Annotated in this window: 32 protein-coding genes and 2 pseudogenes; 19 read left to right on the top strand and 15 right to left on the bottom strand. The window is 66.1% G+C overall.

From position 1 onward, the window contains the following. Nucleotides 1–26: 26 nt before the first annotated feature. A complete protein-coding gene (locus AB0O89_RS09450) occupies nt 27–323 on the top strand; it encodes a hypothetical protein (RefSeq protein WP_363496726.1) in 297 nt (98 codons plus the stop codon). Between the two features lie 24 nt (nt 324–347). Here the strand turns inward: AB0O89_RS09450 and AB0O89_RS09445 are convergent, their stop codons facing one another. Next, nucleotides 348–1037, bottom strand: coding sequence for a hemolysin III family protein (locus tag AB0O89_RS09445; protein WP_228177181.1), 690 nt, complete (start codon nt 1035–1037; stop codon nt 348–350). Nucleotides 1038–1204: 167 nt separating this feature from the next. Here AB0O89_RS09445 and AB0O89_RS09440 point away from each other — a divergent pair, with 167 nt between their 5' ends. The 3 genes from AB0O89_RS09440 to AB0O89_RS09430 all read left to right on the top strand — a co-directional run bounded on the left by AB0O89_RS09440 (nt 1205) and on the right by AB0O89_RS09430 (nt 4721). Then, nucleotides 1205–1993, top strand: a complete 789-nt coding sequence (locus AB0O89_RS09440; protein ID WP_363496723.1) for an isoprenyl transferase — start codon at nt 1205–1207, stop codon at nt 1991–1993. Nucleotides 1994–2043: 50 nt separating this feature from the next. Then, nucleotides 2044–3168, top strand: coding sequence for an aminotransferase class V-fold PLP-dependent enzyme (locus AB0O89_RS09435; protein WP_363496720.1), 1125 nt, complete (start codon nt 2044–2046; stop codon nt 3166–3168). Nucleotides 3169–3407: 239 nt separating this feature from the next. Then, nucleotides 3408–4721, top strand: coding sequence for a PhoH family protein (locus AB0O89_RS09430; protein WP_300593097.1), 1314 nt, complete (start codon nt 3408–3410; stop codon nt 4719–4721). Between the two features lie 206 nt (nt 4722–4927). On the opposite strand, the gene AB0O89_RS09425 is transcribed toward AB0O89_RS09430, so the two are convergent. The 7 genes and pseudogenes from AB0O89_RS09425 to xseA form a co-directional block, all read right to left on the bottom strand. Continuing rightward, nucleotides 4928–5584, bottom strand: a complete 657-nt coding sequence (locus tag AB0O89_RS09425) for a response regulator transcription factor (RefSeq protein ID WP_300593035.1) — start codon at nt 5582–5584, stop codon at nt 4928–4930. Then, entirely contained in the window at nt 5581–6678 is a 1098-nt protein-coding gene (locus AB0O89_RS09420; RefSeq protein WP_363496717.1) for a HAMP domain-containing sensor histidine kinase, read from the bottom strand. Before AB0O89_RS09420 ends, AB0O89_RS09425 begins: the two co-directional genes overlap by 4 nt. Before the next feature lie 46 nt (nt 6679–6724). Beyond that, complete coding sequence (locus AB0O89_RS09415) at nt 6725–8119, bottom strand: class II fumarate hydratase (RefSeq protein ID WP_363496714.1); 1395 nt, start codon at nt 8117–8119, stop codon at nt 6725–6727. Between the two features lie 48 nt (nt 8120–8167). After that, nucleotides 8168–8841: pseudogene (locus AB0O89_RS09410) on the bottom strand (carbonic anhydrase). A 12-nt stretch (nt 8842–8853) separates the two neighbouring features. Further along, nucleotides 8854–9444 (bottom strand): annotated as a pseudogene (locus AB0O89_RS09405) (DUF4245 family protein); the annotation flags it as partial. After that, a complete protein-coding gene (locus AB0O89_RS09400; RefSeq protein WP_300593026.1) occupies nt 9444–9701 on the bottom strand; it encodes an exodeoxyribonuclease VII small subunit in 258 nt (85 codons plus the stop codon). The pseudogene AB0O89_RS09405 and the gene AB0O89_RS09400, both read right to left, overlap by 1 nt. 1 nt (nt 9702) lies before the next feature. Next, the gene (gene xseA / locus AB0O89_RS09395; RefSeq protein ID WP_363496711.1) at nt 9703–10998 is read right to left on the bottom strand and encodes an exodeoxyribonuclease VII large subunit; all 1296 of its coding nucleotides are present in this window, start codon (nt 10996–10998) and stop codon (nt 9703–9705) included. A 55-nt stretch (nt 10999–11053) separates the two neighbouring features. On the opposite strand from xseA, the gene AB0O89_RS09390 reads away from it, so the two are divergent. Next, nucleotides 11054–12100, top strand: a complete 1047-nt coding sequence (locus AB0O89_RS09390; RefSeq protein WP_363496708.1) for a 4-hydroxy-3-methylbut-2-enyl diphosphate reductase — start codon at nt 11054–11056, stop codon at nt 12098–12100. After that, the gene (locus AB0O89_RS09385; RefSeq protein WP_363496705.1) at nt 12097–12660 is read left to right on the top strand and encodes a DUF6264 family protein; all 564 of its coding nucleotides are present in this window, start codon (nt 12097–12099) and stop codon (nt 12658–12660) included. Before AB0O89_RS09390 ends, AB0O89_RS09385 begins: the two co-directional genes overlap by 4 nt. A gap of 45 nt (nt 12661–12705) precedes the next feature. Here the strand turns inward: AB0O89_RS09385 and fbaA are convergent, their stop codons facing one another. After that, a complete protein-coding gene (fbaA, locus tag AB0O89_RS09380; protein WP_363496702.1) occupies nt 12706–13737 on the bottom strand; it encodes a class II fructose-bisphosphate aldolase in 1032 nt (343 codons plus the stop codon). 185 nt (nt 13738–13922) lie between these two features. On the opposite strand from fbaA, the gene AB0O89_RS09375 reads away from it, so the two are divergent. The 3 genes from AB0O89_RS09375 to AB0O89_RS09365 all read left to right on the top strand — a co-directional run bounded on the left by AB0O89_RS09375 (nt 13923) and on the right by AB0O89_RS09365 (nt 15674). Next, nucleotides 13923–14252, top strand: a complete 330-nt coding sequence (locus AB0O89_RS09375; protein WP_363496699.1) for a hypothetical protein — start codon at nt 13923–13925, stop codon at nt 14250–14252. Nucleotides 14253–14340: 88 nt separating this feature from the next. After that, the gene (gene glpX, locus AB0O89_RS09370; RefSeq protein ID WP_341579698.1) at nt 14341–15330 is read left to right on the top strand and encodes a class II fructose-bisphosphatase; all 990 of its coding nucleotides are present in this window, start codon (nt 14341–14343) and stop codon (nt 15328–15330) included. 119 nt (nt 15331–15449) lie between these two features. Then, entirely contained in the window at nt 15450–15674 is a 225-nt protein-coding gene (locus AB0O89_RS09365) for a UDP-N-acetylmuramyl pentapeptide phosphotransferase (protein ID WP_292708410.1), read from the top strand. Here the strand turns inward: AB0O89_RS09365 and AB0O89_RS09360 are convergent. Together AB0O89_RS09360 and AB0O89_RS09355 are read right to left on the bottom strand one after the other, a co-directional pair. Then, the gene (locus AB0O89_RS09360; protein WP_363496695.1) at nt 15655–16998 is read right to left on the bottom strand and encodes a DNA recombination protein RmuC; all 1344 of its coding nucleotides are present in this window, start codon (nt 16996–16998) and stop codon (nt 15655–15657) included. The two genes, AB0O89_RS09365 and AB0O89_RS09360, sit on opposite strands and share 20 nt — an antisense overlap. A gap of 69 nt (nt 16999–17067) precedes the next feature. Further along, a complete protein-coding gene (locus AB0O89_RS09355; RefSeq protein ID WP_363496692.1) occupies nt 17068–17667 on the bottom strand; it encodes a 3'-5' exonuclease in 600 nt (199 codons plus the stop codon). A gap of 83 nt (nt 17668–17750) precedes the next feature. Here AB0O89_RS09355 and ychF point away from each other — a divergent pair, with 83 nt between their 5' ends. From ychF to AB0O89_RS09330, 5 genes are all read left to right on the top strand, one after another. Then, on the top strand, nt 17751–18824 hold the full coding sequence (ychF, locus tag AB0O89_RS09350) for a redox-regulated ATPase YchF (RefSeq protein ID WP_363496689.1): 1074 nt from the start codon (nt 17751–17753) through the stop codon (nt 18822–18824). A 94-nt stretch (nt 18825–18918) separates the two neighbouring features. Next, a complete protein-coding gene (locus AB0O89_RS09345; protein WP_300593001.1) occupies nt 18919–19110 on the top strand; it encodes a hypothetical protein in 192 nt (63 codons plus the stop codon). 73 nt (nt 19111–19183) lie between these two features. Further along, nucleotides 19184–19465 (top strand): type II toxin-antitoxin system prevent-host-death family antitoxin, encoded by a 282-nt coding sequence (locus AB0O89_RS09340; protein WP_300592998.1) that lies wholly within the window; start codon nt 19184–19186, stop codon nt 19463–19465. Next, on the top strand, nt 19462–19872 hold the full coding sequence (locus AB0O89_RS09335) for a type II toxin-antitoxin system VapC family toxin (RefSeq protein WP_300592995.1): 411 nt from the start codon (nt 19462–19464) through the stop codon (nt 19870–19872). Before AB0O89_RS09340 ends, AB0O89_RS09335 begins: the two co-directional genes overlap by 4 nt. A 24-nt stretch (nt 19873–19896) precedes the next feature. Beyond that, on the top strand, nt 19897–20574 hold the full coding sequence (locus AB0O89_RS09330) for an alpha/beta hydrolase (RefSeq protein WP_363496684.1): 678 nt from the start codon (nt 19897–19899) through the stop codon (nt 20572–20574). Here AB0O89_RS09330 and AB0O89_RS09325 read toward each other — a convergent pair. Next, entirely contained in the window at nt 20556–20891 is a 336-nt protein-coding gene (locus tag AB0O89_RS09325) for a hypothetical protein (protein WP_300592989.1), read from the bottom strand. The two genes, AB0O89_RS09330 and AB0O89_RS09325, sit on opposite strands and share 19 nt — an antisense overlap. A 112-nt stretch (nt 20892–21003) precedes the next feature. Between AB0O89_RS09325 and AB0O89_RS09320 the strand changes: the two genes are divergently transcribed. The 3 genes from AB0O89_RS09320 (at nt 21004) to AB0O89_RS09310 (ending at nt 22467) form a co-directional block, all read left to right on the top strand. Further along, nucleotides 21004–21834, top strand: coding sequence for an oxidoreductase (locus AB0O89_RS09320; RefSeq protein WP_363496681.1), 831 nt, complete (start codon nt 21004–21006; stop codon nt 21832–21834). 109 nt (nt 21835–21943) lie between these two features. After that, nucleotides 21944–22261: a hypothetical protein gene (locus AB0O89_RS09315; protein WP_300592983.1), complete on the top strand. Its 318-nt coding sequence runs from the start codon at nt 21944–21946 to the stop codon at nt 22259–22261. Between the two features lie 44 nt (nt 22262–22305). Then, nucleotides 22306–22467, top strand: a complete 162-nt coding sequence (locus AB0O89_RS09310; RefSeq protein WP_300592980.1) for a hypothetical protein — start codon at nt 22306–22308, stop codon at nt 22465–22467. Here AB0O89_RS09310 and AB0O89_RS09305 read toward each other — a convergent pair. Both AB0O89_RS09305 and AB0O89_RS09300 read right to left on the bottom strand, forming a co-directional pair. Then, nucleotides 22442–22708 (bottom strand): Rho termination factor N-terminal domain-containing protein, encoded by a 267-nt coding sequence (locus AB0O89_RS09305; protein WP_300592977.1) that lies wholly within the window; start codon nt 22706–22708, stop codon nt 22442–22444. The genes AB0O89_RS09310 and AB0O89_RS09305 overlap by 26 nt on opposite strands. Nucleotides 22709–22743: 35 nt before the next feature. After that, on the bottom strand, nt 22744–23574 hold the full coding sequence (locus tag AB0O89_RS09300) for an SDR family oxidoreductase (protein ID WP_300593091.1): 831 nt from the start codon (nt 23572–23574) through the stop codon (nt 22744–22746). A 305-nt stretch (nt 23575–23879) separates the two neighbouring features. On the opposite strand from AB0O89_RS09300, the gene AB0O89_RS09295 reads away from it, so the two are divergent. Next, a complete protein-coding gene (locus AB0O89_RS09295; protein ID WP_300592974.1) occupies nt 23880–24215 on the top strand; it encodes an ATP-dependent DNA ligase in 336 nt (111 codons plus the stop codon). After that, the gene (locus tag AB0O89_RS09290) at nt 24202–24456 is read left to right on the top strand and encodes a hypothetical protein (protein ID WP_300592971.1); all 255 of its coding nucleotides are present in this window, start codon (nt 24202–24204) and stop codon (nt 24454–24456) included. Before AB0O89_RS09295 ends, AB0O89_RS09290 begins: the two co-directional genes overlap by 14 nt. A gap of 32 nt (nt 24457–24488) precedes the next feature. Here AB0O89_RS09290 and AB0O89_RS09285 read toward each other — a convergent pair whose 3' ends face one another. Then, nucleotides 24489–26033, bottom strand: a complete 1545-nt coding sequence (locus tag AB0O89_RS09285; RefSeq protein WP_363496676.1) for a DHA2 family efflux MFS transporter permease subunit — start codon at nt 26031–26033, stop codon at nt 24489–24491. Nucleotides 26034–26127: the final 94 nt, after the last annotated feature.

Genomic DNA, 26127 nt, shown 5'->3' with positions numbered 1-26127 from the left:
TAGACGCTGGCCAGTCGAAACGAGACATGATGCGCATTCTGTTGGGGACCTCGACCCCGGTTCCAAGCCCGTCGGAGACGGTCAATCCCGACCTCGTCACTCCGGGGCCGTGGGGCTTTCTGGTCATCGCACTGCTGGCGGTCGTGGTCATCCTGCTCATCACCGACATGATGCGCCGCATCCGTCGTGGCCGGGTGCGTGCCGACATCCGCGAAGAACTGGATGCCGAGGAGAAGGCAGAAGCTGACGCGGAGCGATCGCCCGAAGCCGACGAGACCGACGGCGACGCATCTCCCAGTGTCGACGGATCCGAGCGGTCCTAGCTGCGCGGGTCCGCTGCGGCAGTCCTAGCCGTGATAGGCGGGGCTGAGGCCGATGAGCAGGCACGCCGTCCAGTGGCAGAGGAACGCCAGCACCGTGCACACGTGGAAGATCTCGTGGAACCCGAAGTGGTTCGGCCACGGGTTAGGACGCTTGAGCGCATACACGACGGCACCGAGGGTGTAAAGGATGCCGCCTACCGCGACCAGAACCATCATCGCGACGTTGGCCTGGAACAGCGGCACGATGTACATGACCGCAGCCCATCCGAGCACGAGATAGAGCGCCACGTACAGCCAGCGTGGGGCGTCGATCCAGAACACGCGGAACAGGATGCCGAGAATCGCCCCACCCCAGACCAGCGAAAGCAGAATGATCGACTGGCTCGTCGGTAGCGCGAGCACCGCGATCGGGGTATAGGTGCCGGCGATCAGAAGCAGGATGTTCGCGTGATCGATGCGCTTGAGGACCGCGCGGGTCTTCGGCTTCCACCGGAACCGGTGGTACAGCGCCGAGTTCCCGAACAGCAACAGCGACGTCAGCATGAACACTGCGGCCGACCATTTCGCGGCCGCTCCCTGGGACAGGGCGATCAGGACGATGCCTGCAGCTATCGCGATGGGGAAGGTGGCTGCGTGGATCCAGCCACGCCACGAGGGCTTCAATTCCTCAGGAGTGACCGACTCAGCCTCTTCGATCAGCGGCAGCCGAGGCATCTCGGCGCCATCGACCGACTCGTCCCACTCGGGGGCCGGGCGATCAGTGGGATGGTTCACGCCAGAGCTCACCCTCCGAGCCTACGAGCCGGAGTATTCCCGCGGGGGCACGCGTCGGCGCGTGGCAGCTCGCCGTACCCGGCCGGGGGCAGGAGTAACGTGGCCGTGTGGCATCGGGACTCGGGACAGCGCGTGGCAAGGGCCCGCTGTATCGGCTCTACACCGCTCGGCTTCGCCGTGAGCTGACCCCCGAGAACATGCCGCATCACATCGCGATGATGATCGACGGAAATCGGCGTTGGGCGCGTCAGCTCGGCTACGAGACCGCCGCACACGGTCATCGAGCGGGAGCCGCGAAGATGCGGGAGTTCTTGGAGTGGTGCGACGACCTCGGAGTGAAGGTCGTCTCGCTCTACCTGCTCTCGACCGACAATGTCCGAAAGCGCGATGCCGCCGAGTTGAACGACCTGCTTCAGATCATCGCTGAGCTTGCCGAGGAGATCTCGCGGGTTCGCGACTGGCGGGTCAAGCACGTGGGTCGAGGTGAGCTCCTACCCCCTGAGCTCACCAGGGTGCTCCGCGCCGCGGAAGATCGGACAGCTGGCAACCCCGGCCTTCACGTGAATCTGGCTGTCGGTTACGGGGGGCGTTCCGAGATCGTGGATGCCGTCCGCAGCATCATCGCCGCCCACGATCGGGAGGGCGGGTCCCTCGAGGAGCTTGCCGCAAGCCTCACGCCCGAGCAGATCGGTGAACACCTGTACACCGGGGGGCAGGCAGACCCCGACCTCGTCATCCGAACCTCCGGAGAGCAACGGCTCAGCGACTTCCTGCTCTGGCAGAGCGCACACAGCGAGTTCTACTTCATGGAGGCGCTCGGACCCGACCTTCGGGAAGTGGACTTCCTTCGTGCGCTGCGTAATTATGCGAGTCGGGAGCGCCGCTTCGGCGGCTGAGGGACCGCTGCGCCAGCCCACGCCTTCGTCCGGCGTGCGAAAATGTGACAGTGACGGGTGATATCACGACGTATATCGAGTCCTTCGATTCCGAGCCCGGCTATCTCGACTGGGCGGCATTCGGACCGCTCTCGCCAGTTGTTCGCAGCGAAGTGCACGCGGATGCCGAGCTCCTCGGAACAGGCCGCCGCTCGAGCGTTGACCTCGTCAACGAGCACGTCGACCAGTCGCGCTCTCACGCGGCATCCGTGCTGGGTGTTCCCGCGGAGCAGATCGTCATTCAGCCCTCGACCAGTCACGGCCTGCAGCAGGCGATCTACGGCCTCAGCGGCACGCTTCTGCTCTCTCGTGCCGAGTACCCGGCGTTGACGATCGCCGCGGCGCGCGCCGAGGCGTCGCTCGGCACGATGCGAGCGGCGTGGCTCGAGCCCGGGAACGGGTTCGTGACCCCGGATGTCGTCCGCGAAGCCCTCACCGATGAGGTCACGGCGGTCGCCGTGAGCCTCGTGGATTTTCGCACCGGCTATCGCGTCGACCTCAGCGCCCTCCGCGATGTGATCGGAGACCGACTGCTCATCGTCGACGCGATCCAGGGGCTCGGGATAGTAGACGCCGATTACGGTGCGGCGGATGTCGTCTGTGCCAACGGATACAAGTGGCTGCGCGCCGGACGCGGCACCGGCGTCGCCACCTACAGCCCGCGTGCGGTCGATCGGCTGGCTCCCGTGCTCTCGGGCTATGCGGGGGTAGCCGATGGTCTCCCCGTGGATGAGGTGCCCGAGCCGTCGCGTGACGCGCGCGCCTTCATCGTTTCGAAGGCCGATTCGCTTGCGGCTGCGCGCCTCGGAAGTGCGCTCCATGAGATTCACGAGGTTGGTGTGGCGACGATCGGCGCAGCAGTCGAGACGCGGGCGACGCGGGTGATCGAGATCGCCGACGAGAACGCCATTCCCGTCATCACTCCTCGAGAGCCCCAGCTTCGCGCGGGAATCGTGACCCTGGCTCCCGAACCGCAGGATGCCGCACCGCTGGCGGCTGCGCTCGCCAACGCAGGAGTCACGATTACTCCTCGCGGCGGCACGATCCGCGTCTCCACCCACGCCGGGACCGACGACGAATCCCTCTCGCTGTTCGCCTCCGCACTTTCGGCCTACTCTGCTTCGCGAGCCTGGTAGAACCCGCGAGGAATTTACCTCGACGTAACGGGACCGACAGCGTGTCGATGCCTACGCCACCCGCTCCCCGTCGTACGTTCAACTCGTCGGGCAAGGCGCCCGACCGGGTCGGCCGTCAGGACCGCGACTCGTGACCCCTGGTCGACTCGCTGGGTACCGGGAATTACCACCCGGGGCGGGAGTGGGTTGTGACCACACGGGCAGCACAGGCACAGGACCGGGTTCACCAGGATCACCGGATCGAGGATGCCGAGCAGGATCAGACGCTGCGCACCTACGTGCTCGACACATCGGTGCTGCTGAGCGATCCGCGCGCGTTCTTCCGATTCGCAGAGCACAACGTCGTGGTCCCGGTCGTGGTCATCACCGAGCTCGAGGGGAAGCGGCACGACCCCGAGATCGGCTACTTCGCGCGGCAGGCGCTACGTCATCTCGATGAGTTGCGGGTCGAGCACGGGCGACTTGACTTCCCGGTTCCTGTCGGCGCCGGTGGGACCCTGCGCGTCGAATTGAACAACACCAATCCCGATGCACTGCCCTCGGGTATGCGACTCGGAGACAACGACAGTCGCATCCTTGCCGTGGCCATGAACCTCGCATCCGACGGCCAGGAGGTCACCGTCGTCTCGAAGGATCTCCCGATGCGGGTCAAGGCTGCGTCCCTGGGCATCTCGGCCGAAGAGTACCTCGCTGAGCAGGCAGTCGACTCCGGGTGGACTGGCATAGCCACCCTTGACATCTCCGGCGACGAACTCAGCGATCTCTACGAGAGCGAGGTCGGTACCAGCGACCAGGTGACGGGCCTTCCCGTCAACACGGGCCTGATCATCCACTCTGAGCGGGGGTCGGGCCTTGGTCGTGTCACCGGCGATGGCGGTTTCCGGCTCGTTCGCGGCGACCGCGACGTGTTCGGGCTGCACGGTCGTTCGGCTGAGCAGCGCGTCGCGATCGATCTCCTTCTGGATCCGGAGATCGGCATCGTGTCCCTCGGTGGCCGGGCCGGCACAGGCAAGTCGGCTCTTGCCCTGTGTGCTGGGCTCGAGGCTGTGCTCGAGCGGCAGCAGCAGCGGAAGATCATCGTCTTCCGTCCGCTGTTCGCGGTGGGCGGTCAGGAGCTCGGTTACCTGCCCGGTGACCAGGCAGAAAAGATGAACCCGTGGGGTCAGGCGGTGTTCGACACGCTCGGATCCGTGGTCTCCGGGAACGTCCTCGACGAGGTCGTGGAACGGGGACTTCTGGAGGTCCTGCCTCTGACGCACATCCGAGGTCGCTCCCTGCACGACGCTTTCGTGATCGTCGATGAGGCCCAGTCACTCGAACGCAACGTGCTGCTGACGGTGCTCAGCCGCATCGGCCAGAACTCGCGAGTGGTGCTCACCCACGACGTCGGCCAGCGAGACAACCTCCGGGTGGGGCGCCACGACGGTGTCGCCTCCGTCATCGAGACCCTCAAGGGCCAGGCGCTGTTCGGTCACGTCACCCTGGTGCGCTCGGAACGTTCGGCGATTGCGGCTCTGGTCACCGACCTTCTGGAGTCGGGAGAGCTGTCCTGACGGGATCGCTCCGAGCGCACGCCGGGCGCGCGCGAAGGAAACCATGAGAAGAGTCTCATCGAGCGGTCGGTCATCGGGGCCCTGGCTTCTGTCACCATGGGTGCAACGGGTTCCGCGAGCCCCCCAGATCGCGAGGCCCTCCGGTCGGTGACCCCCCAATAACCGGCCTGCCCCCGGCGACACCCCAGACGCCGGGGGCATTCTCATTACTCCCAGCGGTAGCCGGCGCCGCGGACAGTCGCGATGTGGTGGGCGCCGAGCTTGCCCCGCAGATAGCGCACGTACACGTCGACGACGTTCGACCCCGGATCGAAGTCCATCTCCCAGACGCGGCTGAGAAGCTGCTCGCGAGACAAGACCGTACCCGGGTTGCGGAGGAACTGCTCAGCGAGGGCGAACTCGCGAGCGGATAGCTCCACCTCTCGTCCTGCAACCAGTGCCCGCCGTGACAACAGGTCGAGCGAGACCTCGCCATGCACGATCGTCGTCCCCGCGTCGGTGGGTACCTCCCGCAGCCGCGAGCGCACGCGCGCGAGCAGTTCCTCGAAGGTGAATGGCTTGCGGATGTAGTCGTTCGCCCCGGACTCCAGGCCTTCGACAGTATCCCGGGTGCTGGTGCGGGCAGTGAGCATGATGATCGGCACCGTGCGACCCTCGCGACGAATCTGCCGAAGCACCTCGAGCCCGTCCACCGTGGGCAGACCGATATCGAGGAGGCCGAGGTCGATCCCCCCGCCCCGAAGAAAGTCGAGCGCAGGGGGACCGTCGTCGACGACAACGACGTCGTAGCCTGCTGCGCGCAGCCCCCGCTCCACGAACGCTGAGATCTGCGGCTCGTCTTCTGCGATGAGGATCCTCGTCACCGCTTTCCCCCCTGATGGATCACGTCATCGGCGCGCACCGGCGCCGGATAGGACGCGCCGCTGGTGTGCGGCACGTGGATCGTGAACGTTGCCCCACCCCCGGGGGTATCGGTCACCTCGCAATGGCCACCGTGGCCTTTCGCGATGGCATCGACGATTGCCAATCCCAACCCTGAGCCTCCCACACTTCGGCGTCGTCCCGCTCGGTCAAATCGACGGAAGATGCGATGGCGCATTGCCGGCGGCACGCCGGGACCGTGGTCGCGCACCCAGAAACGGACTTCTCCTGCGTCAGCCGTGCTGCCAATGTCGATCGGACTCGCGTCGGGTGAGTACTTCGAGGCATTGTCAGCCAGCTGCAACCACGCCTGAAGGAGGCGGTCACCGTCGCCGAGCATCAGCCCTGAAGCTCTATCGGTGACGCGCCAGTCGTGTCCGGGAATGACGGCGACCATGTCCGCCATGCGTGTGCTGAGGGCGGCAAGATCGATCTCATCAGACGCGTAGGTGTCGGTCTCCGCCGCTGCCAAGAGATCGATGTCTTCGACCAGTCGGTTGAGGCGATCGAGCTCCGCCATGCCGATCGCCCGAGTGGCTTCGACGTCGGCGGGATCCGACGCATTCATGATCTCGAGGTGTCCGCGCACGATGGTGATCGGGGTCTTCAGCTCGTGACGCACGTCATCCAGCAGCTGTCGCTGCGAGTCAACCGAACCCTCGAGGCGGTCGAGCATCGAATTGACAGTCTGTGACAGGTCAGCGATGCTATCGCCTCCCTCGGATGGCAGACGGCGGCTGAGATCGGCCAGCGTCATGCTGTCGGCGACCTCACGCACCTCCGCGATCGACCGCAGTGCCGCCCCGGCGACGAACCAGCCGACGAGGGCGACGAGAGCAATGGTGACGACGGATGCGACGCCGAAGACGATCATGGGAATCAGCAGGCCATCCAGCGGCGTTCCGGCACGCCACAGCGCCGCAGCCTGCACCGTGAACGTCACGCCCCCGACGAGGGCGAGGGCGACTGCGCACGCCAGCGCCACTCCCGTGACGATGCGAGTGCGCGCGGATCGCGGCCGCTGGGACCGTGTCATGGGGTGATTATGGCCCGGAGCGTCGGCTCCGCGCATCCACGCCAGCTCAGCCCGGGTGGGTCATCGACAGCAGGTCGAGCTTCTCGTCGAGCTGCTCGAGGGTCAGCTCGCCGCGCTCGATGTAGCCCAGGGCAACGACGGCTTCCCGAATCGTGATCCCTTCGGCCACCGCGTGCTTGGCGATCTTGGCCGCCGCCTCGTAGCCGATCAGCTTGTTCAACGGCGTCACGATGGACGGCGACATGCCGGCAAAGGCAGAGGCGCGGTCGACGTTGGCTTCCAAACCCGCGATCGTCTTGTCTGCCAGGACCCGGACCGTGTTCGAGAGCAGCCGGATCGATTCGAGCAGTGCCGTCCCCATGACAGGGATCGCGACGTTCAGTTCGAACGCGCCCGAGGCTCCCGCCCAGGCGATCGTCGCGTCGTTGCCGATGATGCGCGCGCACACCATCAAGGTCGCCTCGGGAACGACAGGGTTCACCTTGCCGGGCATGATCGACGAGCCCGGCTGCAGGTCGGGGATCCGCAATTCGGCGAGACCCGTGTTCGGGCCTGACCCCATCCAGCGCAGGTCGTTGTTGATCTTCGTGAGCGACACCGCGATCGTCCGCAGAGCACCCGATGCCTCCACAAGCGCGTCGCGGTTAGCTTGGGCCTCGAAGTGATCCTTGGCCTCGGTGATCGGCAGCTCGGTCTCAGCGACCAGGATCTCCAGGACCTTCTGCGGAAATCCGAGAGGAGTGTTGATTCCGGTACCGACGGCGGTGCCGCCCAGCGGCACCTCGGCCACGTGCGGGATGACAGCCCGAACACGCTCGATGCCGAGGCGGATCTGGCGCGCGTAGCCACCGAACTCCTGGCCCAGGGTGACGGGAGTGGCATCCATGAGGTGAGTCCTGCCGGACTTCACGACGCTCTTCCAGAGCTCTGCCTTCTCTTCGAGGGCTACTGCCAGGTGGTCAAGCGCGGGAATGAGGTCATCGATCAGCTCCTGGGTCACTGCGACGTGCACCGAGGTGGGGAAGACGTCGTTCGATGACTGCGAAGCGTTGACGTGGTCGTTCGGGTGCACGGTGTGGCCGAGGCTGTGCGTCGCGAGGGTAGCCAGCACCTCGTTCATATTCATGTTCGACGACGTTCCGCTGCCGGTCTGGTACACGTCGATCGGGAACTGGTCGGCGTGAGCACCACCGATGATCTCGTCGGCCGCCGCAGCGATCGCTTCCGCGATCTGAGCGTCCAGGGTGCCGAGGTCTCGGTTGGCCAGCGCTGCGGCCTTCTTGATGCGCGCCAGCGCCACGATCTGCGCGGGATCGAGCGCATCGCCCGAGATGGGGAAGTTCTCGACGGCCCGCTGGGTCTGCGCGGCATACAGTGCGTTCTTGGGAACGCGCACCTCGCCCATCGTGTCGTGTTCGATGCGGTACTCGATGTCAGTCACGTCCTCGTTCCTTCGCTTCAGGTGGGTTCGGGCGTCTGCCCGCAGTGATCAGGGGTTCTCGGCGGCGCCCACGATGACATCGGGGATCGCCGTGCCTTCAGACAGCCGGTAGTTCGCTCCGACGATCGCGAGGGTACCGGCGGCGACGGCATCGCTGATGAGCTCGGAGGAGTGGAGGAGCTCAGCGACGGTGTCACGCAGGTGCTCGCGGCCTACTTCTTCGGCATCCACGGGCTTGCCGTCGGACGCGCGAATCACGCGCCGGACCGCCGGAACGATGGGGGCGATCTGGCGCCAGATGTGTGGCGGAAGAGAGGGGGCATCCACGGTGGTGGATTCGATCGCGGCGGCAACGGCACCGCATTCGTCGTGGCCGAGCACGACGATGAGGGGGACCTCGAGGACCGCGACGGCGTACTCGAGGCTGCCCACGACAGAGTCGGAAATGACCTGACCGGCGTTTCGGACGACGAACAGATCACCGAGGCCCTGGTCGAAGATGATCTCCGCGGCGAGGCGCGAGTCTGCGCACCCGAACAGTGCGGCACGCGGGCGCTGGCCCCCGGCCAGTTCGTGACGACGCTCGACATCCTGCCGTGGGTGCGACGGGTCGCCCGAGACGAACCGGGCATTGCCCTCACGCATGTCGCCCCACACCTCGGCGGGAGTCGCGGTGTGCGTCATGAGCTTTCCTCCTGGGCGGTGACGATCTGATCGGTCAGACCCGCCGCGACCACGCGGAGGGTCTCGGTATTCGTTGCGCCGTAGACCAGGATCGTGTCGTCGCCGGCGGTCGTACTCAGAGCAGCCGAGATGTTGCCGGCGCGGGCAGGGTCGGGAATGTCGTACTCGGTCCATTCGACACCGTCGATGACGATGGTTCCCGCCGCATCTGCCCCGGAGAGCTCGCGAGTCGGCCATGTCGCGTCTGCGCTGAAGCCCTGGGAGACCCGCACGAATCCGGCGTCTTCGGCAGGGACGTACAGCACCGTCCACGTGCGCGGGTCGTCTCCTGCGACGGCGGCGGAGGTGACCAGCCAGTTCTCGGGAACGACAGGGACGATCGCAACCCCACCCCCGAGGGTGCCCGAGACATCCTCGGCTACCGCAGCGACGTCGATCGGCTTGGGCGCTGGTGGCTCGCCGCGCGGCACGGCGAAGATGACGATTGCGACGATGCCGAGGGTGATCACGAGGGCCGCAACAAGATTGCGAAACGTCTGACTCGAGCGATAGACGCGGGATGACTCGGCCTTGCGCGCCGCCGTCTCCTCGGGAGTTTCAGGACGGCCGAGCTCGGCGACGATTCGCTCACGCTGCGCCATCACGACTGGTCCCCGCCCGTCGGTGGCGTCGAGGCTGCACGCGCTGCATCCAGGCGTTCTTTCGCGCCGACGAGCCACTGCTCGCACCGCGCCGCGAGAGCTTCGCCGCGCTCCCAGAGTCGAAGCGACTCCTCGAGAGTTGGTGCGCCCTGCTCCAGTTCTGCGACGACCCGAACCAACTCGTCGCGAGCCTGCTCGAACGAGAGGCCGTCGACGTCCCCCGGTGCAGGCGGGTTCGCGGCGGTCATGGCTTCCATCCTAGAGCGGCCTGTCGGGGGTTCTGGTCTCGTCAACCTCGCCTCCCGAACGCGCAGCGAACGAGCCGCGTCCGACGGTCACCGTGACCTCTGTCCCAGACGGCGCCTGCTCGGCATCCCGCACGATCACGCCACCAGCGACGTGCGCGATCGCATACCCGCGGGCAAGCGTCGACGCGGGGGAGAGGGCGCGTACAGCTGCGCGCAACTGCGCGGTATGTGCGGTTTGCACGGCCACGGCGCGCTCGGCGTGGTCGCGCCCGCGCGCGACCAGAAGCTCGATGTGCTGCGCTCGCTGGGCCAGCACGTTCTCGGGATTGCGCAGCACGGGGCGTGAGCGAAGCTGTTCGAGTTGGGTGATGTCATGGGCCAGTCGCTGTGTCACCCGGGTGCGGGCGCGGCTGAGCAACTGAGACACGAGCGCCCTTTGCTCGGCGACGTCCGGGACCACGCGCTTTGCGGCATCCGTCGGCGTGGATGCTCGAAGATCCGCCACATCGTCGAGGATCGGATGGTCGTTCTCGTGTCCGATGGCGCTGACCACGGGGGTGGATGCCGCCGCCACCGCCCTCACGAGCCGCTCGTCACTGAATCCCAGGAGGGTCTGCGGGTCGCCACCGCCCCGAGCGATGATGATCACGTCGACCTCGGGGTCGGCATCCAGGGCTTTCAACGCCGCGATCGTCTCGGGTACGCAACGATCCCCCTGCACAGCCGCGTACTGCGTGCGGAACCGCACACGCGGCCAGCGCAGTTCCGCGTTGCGATGCACATCCTTCTCGGCATCCGAGTTCTCGCCCGTGATCAGGCCAATGAGGTGCGGGAGGAACGGGAGCTGCTTCTTGCGAGCGGGGTCGAATAACCCTTCGCCGCGGAGCTGGACCCGGAGCCGCTCGAGCCGCTCCAACTGGTCGCCCAGCCCCACATGCCGCATCGCCGAAACGGCGAAGCTGAAATCACCCGTTCGGGTGAAGTAGTCGGCCTTGACGCACGCGACGACCCGATCGCCGACGGCGAGGTCGGCGGGGAGCCGCTGGCGCGTACTCGACCAGATTCGGATCGAGATCGTCGCGTCAGTCGTGAGGTCTTTGATGCGTCCGAAGACGTTGCCACCGCGAAGGTTCCACGATGTGATCTCGCCCTCGACCCACACCGACCCCCACGTCTCGACAAACCCGCGAATGGTGTCGCCCAGGCGAGCCACCGAGGTCGGGGACTGGGCGCTCGTGTCCCGCGGATGCACGGAATCCGGCGGCGGAGCCTGTCCGGGAACGTGCTCGGGCTGAAACGTCGTCATGGTCCCTTTCAGTTTGCCCGGCCCGCGCTCAGGCCGCCCCCGTAGAATCGGACCGATGAGCACTCCCGCGGTACACATGCCCATGCCCCGCGTTCCGCGGCGCCGTGAGCGCCTCCAGGATATCCCGGTCGATCGACCCAAGCGGGTGCTGCTGGCTGCGCCCCGGGGATACTGCGCGGGCGTTGATCGAGCCGTGATCGCCGTCGAGAAGGCACTCGAGCGATTCGGCGCGCCCGTCTACGTGCGCAAGCAGATCGTTCACAACATCCATGTCGTGACCGAACTCGAGCAGAAGGGCGCCATTTTCGTTGACGAGGTCGACGAAGTGCCCGAGGGCGCGCACGTCGTCTTCAGCGCGCACGGGGTGTCGCCCGCTGTCGTGCAGTCGGCAGCCGATCGCCAGTTGCAGGCAATCGACGCGACCTGCCCGCTGGTCACGAAGGTGCACCGCGAAGCCGTGCGCTTCGCCCGCGACGAGTTTGAGATCCTTCTGATCGGTCACCTCGGTCATGAAGAGGTTGAGGGCACAGCTGGTGAGGCGCCGGAGCACATCACGATCGTCAACTCGCCCGAGGAGGCCGACACCGTCGAGGTGCGGGACCCCTCCCGCGTGGTGTGGCTGTCGCAGACGACCCTCTCGGTGGACGAGACGATGGAGACTGTCCGTCGCCTGCGTGAGCGGTTCCCCGAGCTGCAGGATCCGCCCTCAGACGACATCTGCTACGCGACCCAGAACCGCCAGGTCGCCATCAAGAAGGTTGCACAGGGTGCTGACCTCGTGATCGTGGTCGGTTCGGCGAACTCGTCCAACAGCGTGCGACTGGTCGAGGTCGCTCTCGAGTACGGCGCGAAGGCCGCGTATCGCGTCGACTACGCGGACGAGATTCGGCAGGAATGGCTCGAGGGGGTTGCCAGCGTCGGTGTCACCAGCGGTGCGTCTGTCCCCGAGGTGCTGGTTCAGCAGGTGCTCGAGGATCTTGCGGCGGCAGGCTTTCGCGACGTCGAAGAGGTGCGCACGGCCGAAGAGGACTTGATGTTCTCCCTCCCCAAGGAGTTGCGGCAGAGCACCGGCGAGCACCGGGGCGGGCGCGTGCGCGCATGAGCGACGACAAGGACGACCGACCCGAGCCGCAATACGGCGTCTATGCGACACCCGAGGAGCAGCGAGCACGCATCCAGAAGCCCGACGCCACCTGGTCGATCGAGACCGGCGAGTCGGTGACGGATGCGCCCGCGTCGGCATCCGCGAACAAAGCAGGAGCGGTGCCGCGCGCGTCGGTCGACCCCGGACGCTCGCGGGCCATCGACCGCATCGTCACCTTCGCCCTGCTCGCCTACGCGTTGGTGAACGTTGCTGTAGCGGCGCTCGCCCTCTTGGACTTTCCGCAGTACGCCGCAACGGTCTTCGAAGTCATGGGGATCCCCGGCGAGTTCACCAACCTCGACGGTGGACAGACGTGGGGAACCGCCGCTGCCGTCGCGCTGATCATCGGCTACCTCATCACCGCATGGTTCTCAGTGCGGCGGACCATGGCCGGCAAGATCGCGTGGTGGGTTCCGCTTGTCGGCGCCGTCGTCACTCATCTGGTCGTCGGCGCGCTCGCGATCGTTCCGCTGATGTCAGACCCCGCTTTCACCGCGTACCTGACCTCGATCTCCTGAGGCCAGATACGCGGTTCGGCAGACTGATAGCCTACGCGGCGGAGCTCAGACGCCGAGCGACTTGCCCGCGGAACCGAGTTGCTGCGTGGCCTCGACGACGCGTGCCGCCATCGCGGACTCCGCCACCTTGCCCCATGCACGGGGGTCGTACGCCTTCTTGTTGCCGACTTCGCCGTCGACCTTCAGGACGCCGTCGTAGTTGCTGAACATGAAGCCGGCGACGGAGCGCGTGAACGCGTATTGCGTGTCGGTGTCGATGTTCATCTTGATCACACCGTTCGCGACAGCCAGCGCGATCTCTTCCTCGGTCGAACCGCTGCCACCGTGGAAGACGAGGTCCAGGGGCTTTGCCGCCGTGCCGAACTTTGCAGCGATGCCTTCCTGGATCTCGCCGAGCAGTTCCGGCTTGAGCTTGACGTTGCCGGGCTTGTAGACCCCGTGCACATTGCCGAAGGTAAGCGCGGCGATCCAGCGGCCCTGGTCGCCGAGGCCCAGTGCCTCAACCACTTGGGTGACGTCGCCGGTCGTGGTGTAGAGCGCGTCGTTCGTGCCCTCGTGCTTGACGCCATCCTCTTCGCCGCCGACGACGCCGATCTCGACCTCGAGGATCGCATTGATGTTCTTCAGTCGGGGCAGAAGCTCCTTGGCGATCTCGATGTTCTCGCCCAGCGGGACTGCCGATCCATCCCACATGTGCGACTGGAAGATCGGCTCGCCACCGGCCTTCACCTGCTCTTCGGATGCTGCAAGCAGCGGCAGCACGAAGTCTTCGAGCGCGGGCTTGGGGCAGTGGTCGGTGTGCAGGGCGACCGTGATCGGGTAATTCTTGGCGACCTCGGTGGCAAACTTCGCCATGGCGAGTGCTCCCGTGGCCCGTGCCTTGACGGTGTGCCCGGCGAAGTAGTCGGCGCCGCCGGTCGTCACCTGCAGGATGCCGTCCGAACCGGCCTCTGCCAAGCCCTGCAGCACGGCGTTGATTGACTGCGAGCTGGAGACGTTGATGGCCGGGTAGGCGAACCCGCCTGCCTTGGCGCGGTCGAGCATCTCGGCGTACTGGTCGGGGGTTGCGACGGGCATGAGTGCGCTCCTTGTCGGTGGGGAATCACCTCGGTGGGGGTTCACCGTCACTCTAGCGAAGCGTGTCAGCGCGCGCCGAGACGGTCGGCCGTGAGATTCCCCGGCGGAGGGGCGACCTGTAACCCGAACATGAAGGTTCTGCCATGTCGGCCGTTATTCACGGCCCGGCACGTAGGGTTGCGCACATGGGAACTGTCTATTACGGGGGATCGGCGACCCCGATCTACATCGATGACCTCGCGCTTGCGCATCTCAAAGTGGTGATCGCCACGAAGCTGCGTCGCGGCGAGAGTTTCACGGTGTCGTGGCAGCACCCAGACGACCAGGCACCCGGCCGCACCACCCTGTGGCTGCATCCGTCGATTCCGCTGAGATTCGTCTTCGATGAGCCGGAATCGCCGCAGCTCAGTCGTGAATGGATCGAGGACCTGGCGAACTCGGCGAACTCGTCTGGGGGGATTCTGTTGGTCTCGCAACACTTCGATGCGACGACGGCGCCGGCCGTTCGCCCCTGATTGCTGTTCCGACAAGAATCTTGATTCTTGTCGGAACGCGAGCGGGTAAGTCGGCGGGCGAGGCGGCCTGCGTGGCTAGGGTGAAATCATGGTGAGCCTGACCGCAGACATGAGCCCCTTGCATCCCGACCGGAACCTGGCTCTCGAGCTGGTCCGTGCGACCGAGGCTGCGGCGATCCGGTCAGTGCCGTTCATCGGTCGCGGCGCCAAAGAGGCCGCCGACGGGGCAGCGGTTGACGCGATGCGCGCATTCCTCACGACCGTGAGCTTCGACGGCACCATCGTCATTGGCGAGGGCGAGAAGGATGACGCCCCCATGCTCTTCAACGGCGAAAGCGTCGGAAACGGGCGAGGGCCGAAGTGCGATGTTGCGGTCGACCCGATCGATGGGACGTCGCTGACGGCGGAGGGCCGCAACAACGCGCTCTCCGTCCTTGCCGTTTCGGATCACGGCACGATGCTCGACGCCTCGTCGGTCTTCTACATGGACAAGCTCGTGACCGGACCCGCCGGTGTCGGTGTGGTCGACATCCGCCTCCCGATCGGCGAGAACATCCGTCTGCTCGCGAAGGCGCTGGGAAAGCCAGTCGACGAGATTGTCGTCTCGGTCCTGAACCGTCCCCGTCACGACAAGCTCATCGCGGAGATCCGGGAAGCTGGGGCCGGCACGCGCCTCATGAGTGACGGCGATGTCGCGGGCGGGATCAATGCGGCCCGCCACAACGCGCGTACCGACATGTGCGTGGGTATCGGAGGCAGCCCCGAGGGAATCGTCACGGCGTGCGCGATCAAGGCGCTAGGCGGCCACATCCAGGGGCGGCTCTGGCCTCGCAATGACGACGAGGCGCAGCGAGCGATCGATGCGGGCCTCAAGGTCGACGGACACATCTACGAAGCCGACGACATGGTTCGGGGTAACAACACGATCTTCGTCGCCACGGGCGTGACAAACGGCGAGCTTGTCGCCGGGGTTCGGCGTGAGGGTGGGTACGTCTACACCGAGAGCGTCGTGCTCCGCGGAGCATCGGGGACGCTGCGTCGGATCTCGTCCGAGCACCTCGTATCGAAGTGGCTCTGAGGCCCGGAAGCACCACGTTGCGTTGACGGACGGCATTGCTTCCCGGGCGCGGTGAGGCAGCCTCGGCGTGGACCTCTGGCAGAATCGGAGGAGTCCGAACGGAAGCGAGGAGTGACGCCATGTCGACACCACCGAGCGAAGACCGGAATCCCCGAACGGGACCGCACACCGGTGCTCAGGCAGTGATCGCCGATGCCAGCGATCCCGCACGACGACCGGACGTGCTGTTCCGTGTTCGTCGTCCCGTGGGACACCAACCCTCGGTGTGGTGGTCGATCGGGGCGTTCATCTTGGTGTCGGGCACGGTTGTCGCGCTGCTGAGCCTCATTCCGGGCGGCGCGTAGGCGACTGAATACGACCCCGGACGTCACCGAGATCGGCCGTGATGCGACCGGCCGGATCGACCTCGGCCGTCGCCGAAGCTCCGCCTGCGTCGTGCCCCGGCTCCGGTTCCAGGAGCTCGAACGCTGTCAGGTGACGGGGTGTTGACTCGATTGATGCTGGGCCCGTGACGGCATCCAGTTTCGTGTCGTCGATTCCGGGAAACTTCCTCGCCGTCACGAGCACGCGTGACTCGAGGGTTCCGGCGAAGCGGTTGAAGGACTCGACAGTCCGTTCGATCGACCGGCGCAGGTCGTTGGCGTGCGATGCGAGGCCGCCGAGCCGCGTGAAGAGTTCATTGCCGAGATCGAACAGGCGCCGGGCATCCGCGGTGACATCCTGCTGGGTCCAGGTGTAGGCGACGGTCTTCAACACTGCCCACAGGTTGACCGGTGACGCCAGCGCGACGCGTCGCCCGAAGGCGTAATCGAGCAACGTGGGGTCGGCATCCAGTGCCGTCGACAGCAGCGACTCGCTCGGCACGAAGCAGATCACAAACTCGGGGCTCGACGATAAACCTGCCCAGTACGTCTTCTTCGCCAGGGCGTCGACGTGCGCGCGCATGGCCTTCACGTGCTTATCCATCAGCGCACGGCGGGATGCGGCTTCGGCGCCGACCGCGGTCTCGGGTACTGCCGCCGCCTCCAGATACGCGTCAAGGGGCACCTTGGCGTCAACGGCAATGGCCTTATCTCCCGGCAGGCGAATGATCATGTCGGGGCGGCCGGCACCGGCATCCGTCTCGATCGTCGATTGGATGTCGAAATCGACATGCCGCGTGAGCCCGGCGGCCTCGACGACCCGGCGCAGCTGCGTCTCGCCCCACACGCCGCGCGTGCTGCCGGAGCGGAGGGCGCTGGCGAGGCTCTCGGTTGTGGCACGCAGGGCCTCGTCGGACTGCTGAGCTCGCCGCAGCTGCTCGGCGATCGTGCCGTACTGGTTCTGTCGTTCGCGTTCGAGCTCGGCGACCGTCATCTGCATTGACTGCAGCGTCTCGCGCACCGGTTCGAGGGCGCGGAGCACTGATTGTTCCCGTCGCTCGCGTTCCTCGCGGGCTGCCTGGTCGGAGCGGGTCTGGGCGACAAGGTCGCGATACCACTCCTTCTGCTGGGCGAGCTGCGCGAGCGTCGCCTCGTGTGCGGCGGTGGTCGCGGCAAGCTGCTCGCGCACGGTGGCCAGCTGAGCCATCGATCGCGCCCGAGCGCCCGCCGCGCCGAACGCCCAGCCCGCGATGAGTCCTGCGGCGAGGCTCCCGAGGATGATTCCCGACACCAATAATGCGTCCATGCCGTCAGGATGCCGCGGGCCACCGACATCGCGAGATCACCGCGCCGCGACCGGCGCGAGAGTGGCCTGTCAGGCGAAGATCGTCTCGGCTACTGCGGCGAATCCCTCGAGGCGTCCGAGCCGGACCCCGAGTGTTTCGGCGAGCGATGTGATGTCGGATGCGCCCGCGCGGCGGGCTGCGTCGATGGCGATGTGCGCGCAGGCCACGGCATCCGCGACAGCCTCGTGGTGCACGAAGCCCGCGTATCCCGCAGCCGCGGCCGCGGCGGGGAGGCGGTGCGACGGGATGTCGTACGTGCGGCGCGAGATCTGCACCGTGCACGCGTAGGTCAGATCGGGGCATGCGGTTCCGGTTGCCTCGCAGGCGCGGCGGATGACGCTCATGTCGAATCCGGCGTTGTGGGCGATCGCCACGTCATCGCCGATGAACGCGCACAGGTCGGGAAGCTGCTCCGCCCAGGTCTGTGCATTGACGACATCCTGTTCGCGGATGCCGTGGATGCGGGTGTTGATCTCGAAGAAGCGGTCGTGGGGGAATGGCGGGCGGATGAGCCACCCCGCCTTCTCGACGATCTGCCCATCACGCACGCGAGCGAGGCCGACGGCGCACGCTGAGGCATTGCTGGAATTCGCCGTTTCGAAGTCGATTGCGGTGAAATCCAGTGACACGGCTTCAGCATCGCCTGCCCATCCGACATCGCCCCCGAGGCGCGCCGGGGCGAGACGGCGCCGCCCCCGTAGACTGGACCCCCGTGGCTCTTACCATCGGAATCGTCGGACTCCCGAATGTCGGCAAGTCGACCCTCTTCAACGCCCTCACCAAGAACCAGGTGCTCGCGGCTAACTACCCGTTCGCGACGATCGAGCCGAACGTCGGGGTCGTCAACCTCCCTGACCCGCGCTTGAACACCCTCGCCGGAATCTTCGGCTCCGAGCGGATTCTTCCGGCCAGCGTCTCGTTCGTCGACATCGCCGGCATCGTCCGCGGCGCCTCCGAAGGGGAGGGCCTGGGCAACCAGTTCCTCGCCAACATCCGCGAGGCAGACGCCATCGCCCAGGTCGTTCGCGGTTTCGCTGACTCGGATGTCGTGCACGTCGACGGCGCCGTCGACCCCAAGAGCGACATGGAGACCATCAACGCCGAGCTGCAGCTCGCTGACCTGCAGACGCTGGAGAAGGCGATCACGCGGTACGAGAAAGAGGTCAAGGGCAAGAAGCTCGACCCGGTCGTGCTCGAGACAGCGCTCGCCGCGAAAGACGCGCTCGAGCGCGGGACGCTGCTGTCAGCATCCGGAATCGATCTGGCCCCGATTCGCGAGCTCGGTCTGTTGACTGCCAAGCCGTTCATCTTCGTGTTCAACGTGGACGAGTCTGTGTTGACGGATGCCGACGCCAAGGCGAACCTCGCGGCGCTCGTCGCTCCCGCGCAGGCAGTGTTCCTCGACGCGAAGATCGAGTCCGAGCTCATCGACCTCGACCCCGAGGATGCTGCGGAACTTCTCGCCTCGACCGGCCAGGACGAGTCGGGCCTCGACCAGCTCGCCCGGATCGGATTCGACACTCTCGGCCTGCAGACCTACCTCACCGCCGGCCCGAAGGAGGCCCGTGCGTGGACGATCGGTAAGGGATGGAAGGCGCCCCAGGCCGCCGGCGTCATCCACACCGATTTCGAGAAGGGCTTCATCAAGGCCGAGGTCATCTCGTTCGACGATCTCGTCGACGCGGGTTCGGTGCTCGAAGCCCGCGCTCGCGGCAAGGCGCGGCTCGAAGGCAAGGACTACGTCATGCAGGACGGCGACGTCGTGGAGTTCCGCTTCAACAACTAGCACGCAGCAGGTGAGCGGCTGGTTCCACCATCGTCGCGTGTACGCGCCTAAGGTTGCATGAGTTCGCTCGGCTCATCGCGGTACGAATATGCATATGGAGGAGTCCCGCCAGGTTGCGGATGACGCGATCGAGATCCTGGCCAGGTTCGCAACCAGAGTTGGCCGGAGCTGGCGGGATCCGTACGGCCTATTGGACATTGTGTACAACGCTCTCTATGAGATTGAGGGCGAGCTTGACGAGATCGGCGAACGGGGCGAAGTACTCGAGGCGTTTCCAGAGATCTAACCCCGGGGCACGTCGTGGAGTTCGGGTTCAACAACTGAGTCGGCGTCTGTAGCGCGAGTGCTACGCTCGGTTCGTGAGCGCGAGCGAGAACCAGATCGAGACACTCTCCCAGCGCGAGCTGAGAAACGAGTCGGGTCGCGTTCTTCGTGAGGTGGCGGAGGGGCAGTCCTTCGTGCTGACAAACCGTGGAGTTGCGGTTGGACGCATCGTCCCACTTGACGCACCTGCGCCGACGCTGTTGATCGTGCGGCCTGCCAGGAGGACTGCCGGCTGGGCTGCGCTGGCGCCCGAGCCGACCGCAAGTGACGCTCCGATGGCTCGGATTCTTGATGAACTGCGCGAGGATCGCGCTTGACTGACGTATCCCTCGTCTACGCAGACACGTCAGCGTTGGGGGCGCTCCTGGTTGCTCAGCCTGAAACGCCAGCGCTCGTGCGGTGGCTTGATGAAACTCCGATGCAGCTGGTCTCGAGCGACCTGCTCGAGACGGAGCTTCGCCGCATCGCCCTCAGAGAAGGACGCGACCAGGCCAAGGTGAGCCAGATCCTCGACGGGGTCTCGCTCGCGGCGCTCGATCGTGCGATCTACCGATCTGCCGGGCTGTTGCCGATGCCGTACCTGCGCACACTTGATGCTCTGCATCTGGAGGCGGCGATACGTCTGGATGTGGATGCCGTGCTCACCTACGACCGCAGGCTAGGCGAGGCTGCGCGCACCGCGGGCCTGGCTGTGATCGCTCCCGGAGCGGTTGCCAACTCCTGACCAGATGCGAGAGGACGAAACGCAATGGCTGAGATCGAGACGTTCGAACCCGAGGGGCGAGCGATCCCGTACGCCGACGACCGCCGCAACGGCCCGTCTCTCGTACTGTTGCCGGGGCAGGGACTCAACATCGGGTACCTCGGGCCACTTGCCGAAGCGCTCGCCGAGGAAGACTTCCACGTCGTACGCATCGGCAGCCGTCGTCCGCAGTCGGGGATCGGGCCGACGATGCACGATCTCGCTCGCGACGTCATCGACGTGATGGATCACCTCGGCCTCGCTTTCTCCTGGGTCGGCGGACACGGCTTCGGCGGCACCGTCGCACGTGTCGCCGCGCTCGAGCACCCTGGGCGATTCGGTGGGCTCCTGCTTCTCGGTGTTGAAGGGACCGAGGGTGCCGCGGCATCCGCTGAGTCCGAGGTGCCCGAGAACGCCCGCAAGGCCGACCTCGTCGCCATGCAGAGCGCCGCGCGCACCGCCACGCCAGTGATCGCCGCGCTCGAGATTCCGCCGAGTATCCCCATCCTGATCATCCAGGGAGCCGACGATGAGGTGGCGCCGCCGGCGAACGGGCAGGCGCTGGCGGCGAGCGCTCCCGAGCGGATCAGCCTCGTCACGATCGAGGGTGCGCGCGACCTGTTCCCGTTGACCCACGTCGGGGAGACGGCCTGGCCCATCGAGGACTACCTCGACTGGGACTGACCTGGCACGCTCTCGCTTGCCTCGAAGTTGGGAAGGGTCAGCCAGGCGTGATCTGCGGCGAAGCGCGCAGCCTGCCCGCCGACACCGAGTGCGCCGAGCAGAACGAGCGAGACGTCGGCGTCCGTGAAGTGATAGGCGTGTGCCATACCCCAGCAGTCGGTCCAGTGGTCGCCCCGGCCACACGTGAAGACCCATCCGAGCGAGTCATGCGAGACGAATCCGACGGGGCGCTCGCCCTCGCGGATGTGGCAGCAGGTGAGGACGAGGTCGTCAAACGCCGCTGGAGTCGCTGCAGCGGAAGAGTTGTGCGTAGTCATGAACGTGCTCCTGTTCCATCGGGAGAGGGGCACGCTCTCGGTATGCCTTGCAGGCTAGGTCGGGCCTCCGACATCCGGACCTGCGCGCCGCGGGGCGTGATGGACTAGGGGCATGAGCCCGAAGCCACGCCCCGTCGTCCTCATCACCGGCGCTTCCTCAGGGATCGGTCACGCAACAGCACTCGCGCTCGCCGCGCGTGGCTGGATCGTTTACGGCGCAGCGCGGCGGGTCGACCGAATGCAGGAGCTCGAGGCATCCGGATGCCACGTGATCGAGATGGATGTGACGGATGACGCATCCCTGCGCGCTGGCGTCGACCGTATCATCCAAGACCAGCGCCGTCTGGATGTGCTCGTCAACAACGCCGGATACGGGTCTTACGGCGCACTCGAGGATGTTCCCATCGACGAGGCCCGTCGTCAGTTCGAGGTCAACGTCTTCGGGTTGGCGCGGCTCACCCAGCTCGTGATCCCGACGATGCGCGCTCTCCGGCGCGGCCGCATCATCAACGTCTCGTCCATCGGCGGGCGCATCTACGAGCCCATCGGCTCCTGGTATCACGCCACGAAGTTCGCGGTCGAAGGCCTCTCAGACTCGCTGCGGATCGAGCTTGCCCCGCACGGGATCGACGTCGTCATCATCCAGCCTGGGCCGATCCGAACCGAATGGAATACGATCTCGCGCCGCAGCGCGCAGGAGTACTCGGGCGCCGGCCCGTATGCCGAGCAGGCCCGAGCCCTCGTCCGCAACTACGAGCGCGTCGACGGCTCGGCGGCTTCCGGGACCCCGGAGGATGTCGCGGCCACGATCGTGCACGCGGCGACAGTGTGGCGGCCGAAGACCCGATATGCGACTCCGGCGTCGGCCAAGGTCGTTGTGGCCGCACGTCGCCTGCTCCCGGACCGGGTCATGGACCTCATCCTCAGACGCCTGGCCATGTGAACAGCCGCCACGATTTCCAAGCGATGCAATGCTCGGCGGGAATTCTGACCATCCGAGCCGGGATGTCAAGAGGGTCGTGGTCAACGACGCGCGGGCTTAGGTTGCCCACATGAAGCATGTGCACTACGCCGGTAGGTCTCTGTTCATGCACGATGACACCGCCAATGCCCTCATCGACTACGCCCGGATCCTGAGCGAGCACCGGACGGCCGATGCAGTGACAGTGCCGGCAACGAACGCAGAGGGACATCGCGTCACGGTGACAATGCTCCTGAATGAGGCAGCCGCGCTCATTGTCGAGTCGGTGCCCGGAGAGGCCACCATGGAGCCCGACCCTGCGTCGATCGAAGAGATCCACCGCCGCAGGATGCGCCTCGACGGCGGTCGAGGCGGCCCGCCGGATGACCCGTGGCCGCTGGAGCTCTGACCTTGCCACGCCCGCCATTGCCGCTGACGCATTAGCCTGAGTGCATGAAGGCTCTGAGAACCGCTGGAATCTGGGCAGGCGTCCTCGCGGCAGTTGTCACCGTGTTCGGTGTGCTGCTGACAGAGCTCGTGTCGCTGCTGGCTGCCGTGCTCGGAGGAATTGTCAAAGTCATCCCGAACCTCAGTGGTTCCGCAGCGCGTCGATGAGTTCCTTCTTGCGCATCGACGAATAGCCAGACAGCCCCAGCTCCTTCGCCCGCTTCTTTAGTTCATCGACAGTCCAGTCCTCGTAGCTGCCCGATTCGCCACCCTTGCGACCGACGGTCGACCGACCGCGGTTTGCCGCTGCATTCGAGATGCGCGCGGCTTTCTCCTTGGATGCTCCGTCGTCCCGGAGCTCCTCGTACAGCTCCGGGTCTTTCAGGCTCGAGTTCCGACGTCCAGGCACCGGTGTCTCCCTTCTCTGGATGCTTAAGGGGCTAGTTACAGCGCGCGACCTCCGGTGACCGGGAAGACGCCACCGGACACGTATGAGGCTTCGTCGCTCGCGAGATACACATACATCCCGGCCAGCTCCGCCGGTTGCCCGGCGCGGCCGAGGGGAGTGTCGCTTCCGAACGTCGTGAGCTTCTCCTCATCGAAGTCGGTGGCCGGGATCAGGGGCGTCCAGATCGGACCGGGCGCGACAGCATTGATACGGATGCCGCGCGGACCCAGATCCTGGGCCGTCGCGCGGACAAACGCGACCTGGGCCGCCTTTGTCATGGCATAGTCCACGAGACCGGGGGACGGATCGAAAGCCTGAATCGACGCCGTGACGATGATCGCCGACCCTGCGCCGAGGTGCGGCATCGCAGCGCGCGCGGAGAACAGCATGCCGTACAGGTTGGTGCGAAAGACCCGGTCGAACTCGGCAGTTTCCAGATCGGCGAGGCTGTCGCGGTCGCGCTGATACGCGGCGTTCAGTACAAGGATGTCGATTCCGCCGAACTCCGCGACGGTGTCGGCGACGATCCTCTCGGCGAAGGCTTCGTCACGGACATCTCCGCTGAAGGAGGCTGAGCGCACCCCCGAGTCACGGATGAGGGACACCGTCTTTTCCGCATCCTCGTGCTCCTCCGGCAACGAGGCAATCGCAACGTCCGCTCCTTCGCGCGCGAAGGCGATCGCCACCGCGCGACCGATTCCGGAGTCTCCGCCTGTGATCAAAGCACGCCTGCCCGCAAGTCGGCCGTGACCTACGTACGTTCCCTCGCCATGGTCGGGACGGGGTCCCATCTCGGTTTCGAGCCCGGGCTGCGCCTGTTCCTGCATCGGGAAGTCAGCAGTCGTGTGAGCGGTGCGGGGGTCCTGGGGTGTGTCGTGTGAAGTCACGAGCGCGATGCTAGAAGCTGCGGTGCGCTCCGGGCAGGGACTTGACCACGAAGGCCGACGGAGGTAACGCAACGAGCGCACGCACCGTAGGTGCTGATGTGCGGCTGGCACCGGCACGCACGCTGTCGACACGATCGCGGTAGATGTGGTCGCATACTGACTGGGGGTCTGCAATCATACGGAGACCCGCACTACGGGGTTTCCCGGCGACTCGGGGAGTGCCCACACAGGGGAGAAAGAGCGGAATGGGAAAGTTCATCTACGACGGCACCGTCAAGGTCGACTTCGACGATCGGACGTTGGCGCACTTGCAGGTCGTGATCGGGACGAAGCTGAGGCGGAACGAGGCGTTTCACTTCACCTGGAAGGACGATGCGAGCATTGGTGATGGCCGAACAACAGTGTGGGTCCACCCGCGGTGCTCGCTCGTCTACAAGTTCTACGGTGGACGTCGTCCGCAGCTGAACATGGCATGGGTGGAAGCCCTCGCGTTCACGGCGAACTCCCCGTCTGGCCTTTACGTCGTGCCTGAACCCAGGGAAGGCGACCCGGTGCCCGGAGGCAATAATGAAGCGCATTGACATCGTCTACGGCGGCGAGCTCTACAGCGTCGGTGGGCGAGAGTTCGACGACGTCCGTCAGGAGGTTCTCGACGGAATGTTGAGCGCTCCGCAGTGGCTCCGGGTCAACGACGGCGAGGGGATGCGTCGGGAGGCGTTCCTGCTCTTGACACCCGGCGTTCCTATCGCGCTCGTGCCGGTGCCCGAGGATGAGCGCGAGCTCACTGGAGCGGAGGATCTGGGCACGATCGACAACCGCTGATCGCAGCGGCACGAACCTTCTCGCTCGCGCGCTCAGTGCGCGGGGACAACTCCCTCAGGCTGGTCAGCCGGCTTGCGGATGATGAAGGCCCCGACGAGGATCGGCAGCGCAACGATCGCCGACACGAGGAACGCGCCGCGTGCCCCGGCCGCGGCTGCCTCGTTGGCCGGGAGTCCCGCTTCGACGGCAGAAGCCGCAATCGCGGACATCGTCGTGACCATGACAGCCACGCCCGCAGCGCCTGCGACCTGCTGCACGGTGCCGAGGACCGCCGATCCGTAGGAGTAGAACCGCGGCTGGAGCGAGGCGAGCGACGCCGTGAACAGTGGCGTGAACGAGAGCGCGAGACCCAGCGACAGCACGATCTGGGTGACGAGGATGACCCAGATGGAGGTGTCGGCGCCGTAGCTCGCGTACGCCCAGAGCGAGGCGACAGCGAGGATGGCGCCGGGAACCAGCAGTACGCGGGTGCCCGATGCGTCGTAGATGCGGCCCACGATCGGCCCGGCGAAGCCCATGGCGAGCGAACCCGGCAGCAGCAGGAGACCACTTTCCAGCGCCGTCGCACCCACAGCCTGGCTGAGGTAGAGCGGAAGTACCGTGATCGCCCCGAAGAACGCCATCGAGAGGACGCCCATCTGGGCAATAGACAGGGAGAAGTTCAGGGAACGGAACACGCGCAGGTCCATCAGCGCGTCATCCTTGCGCTGCAGCACGAGCTGACGCCACACGAACAGCGCGAGCGCGACGACGCCCACCGCAATCGCAATCACCAGGGTCATCGTGGACCCGGCTTCAGCTGCGGCGTCGGTCTGCGATCCGCCGTGACTTGCCGCGCCGCCGATCTGGCTCAGGCCATAGACGAGGCCACCGAATCCGAACGCCGACAGGATCACAGACAGCACATCGATCGGTGCGCGGGTGGTTTCGCCGAGATTGCGGATCCAGATCGCGCCGGCCACGAGAGCTGCGATTGCGATCGGCAGGACGATGCCGAAGATCCAGTGCCACCCCAGGGAATCGAGGATGAGTCCCGACAGGGACGGGCCGATCGCCGGAGCGAGCGCGATGACAATGCTGACCCGCCCCATCATGCGGCCACGCGCATGCGGCGGCACGATGGTCATGAGCGTCGTCATGAGCAGCGGCATCATGATCGCGGTGCCCGAGGCCTGGATGACGCGGGCGACGAGGAGGATCTCGAAGCCGGGCGCAATGAAAGCCACGGCTGTTCCGGTCGAGAAGAGCGTCATCGCTGCGAGGAAGACCTGCCGGGTCGTGAAGCGCTGCAGGAGGAAGCCGCTGATCGGGATGACCACCGCCATCGTGAGCATGAATGCCGTCGTCAGCCACTGGGCGGCGACCGCGGTGATGCCGAGATCCACGATGAGGTGAGGGATCGCGACGCCCATCGTGGTCTCGTTGAGGATCGCGACGAAAGCCGCAGACAGGAGGAGCCAGATGATCCGGCTCTCCTCGGGGCGCAGGTTCAGCCCCGGGACGGGCGTCGCGGAGTCGGGGCCTGCAGGGATGACCGGGATCGAGCCGGTCTGCGGGTTTACATTGGTCGCTGCCACGGGCGGGTCCTCACTATCAGGGCGCGTGTCGTCGGAGTCGAAAAGGGGAGGGGACGCCGAGAGCGGGCGCACGAGAGCCACGCGAGGTGGCGAC

It is taken from the genome of Microbacterium sp. NPDC076895, assembly GCF_040687115.1.
In the GTDB taxonomy this organism is placed as follows: Bacteria; Actinomycetota; Actinomycetes; order Actinomycetales; family Microbacteriaceae; genus Microbacterium.
Note: the sequence above shows the minus strand (reverse complement) of the source record. Positions and strands in the feature narration are given on the sequence as shown.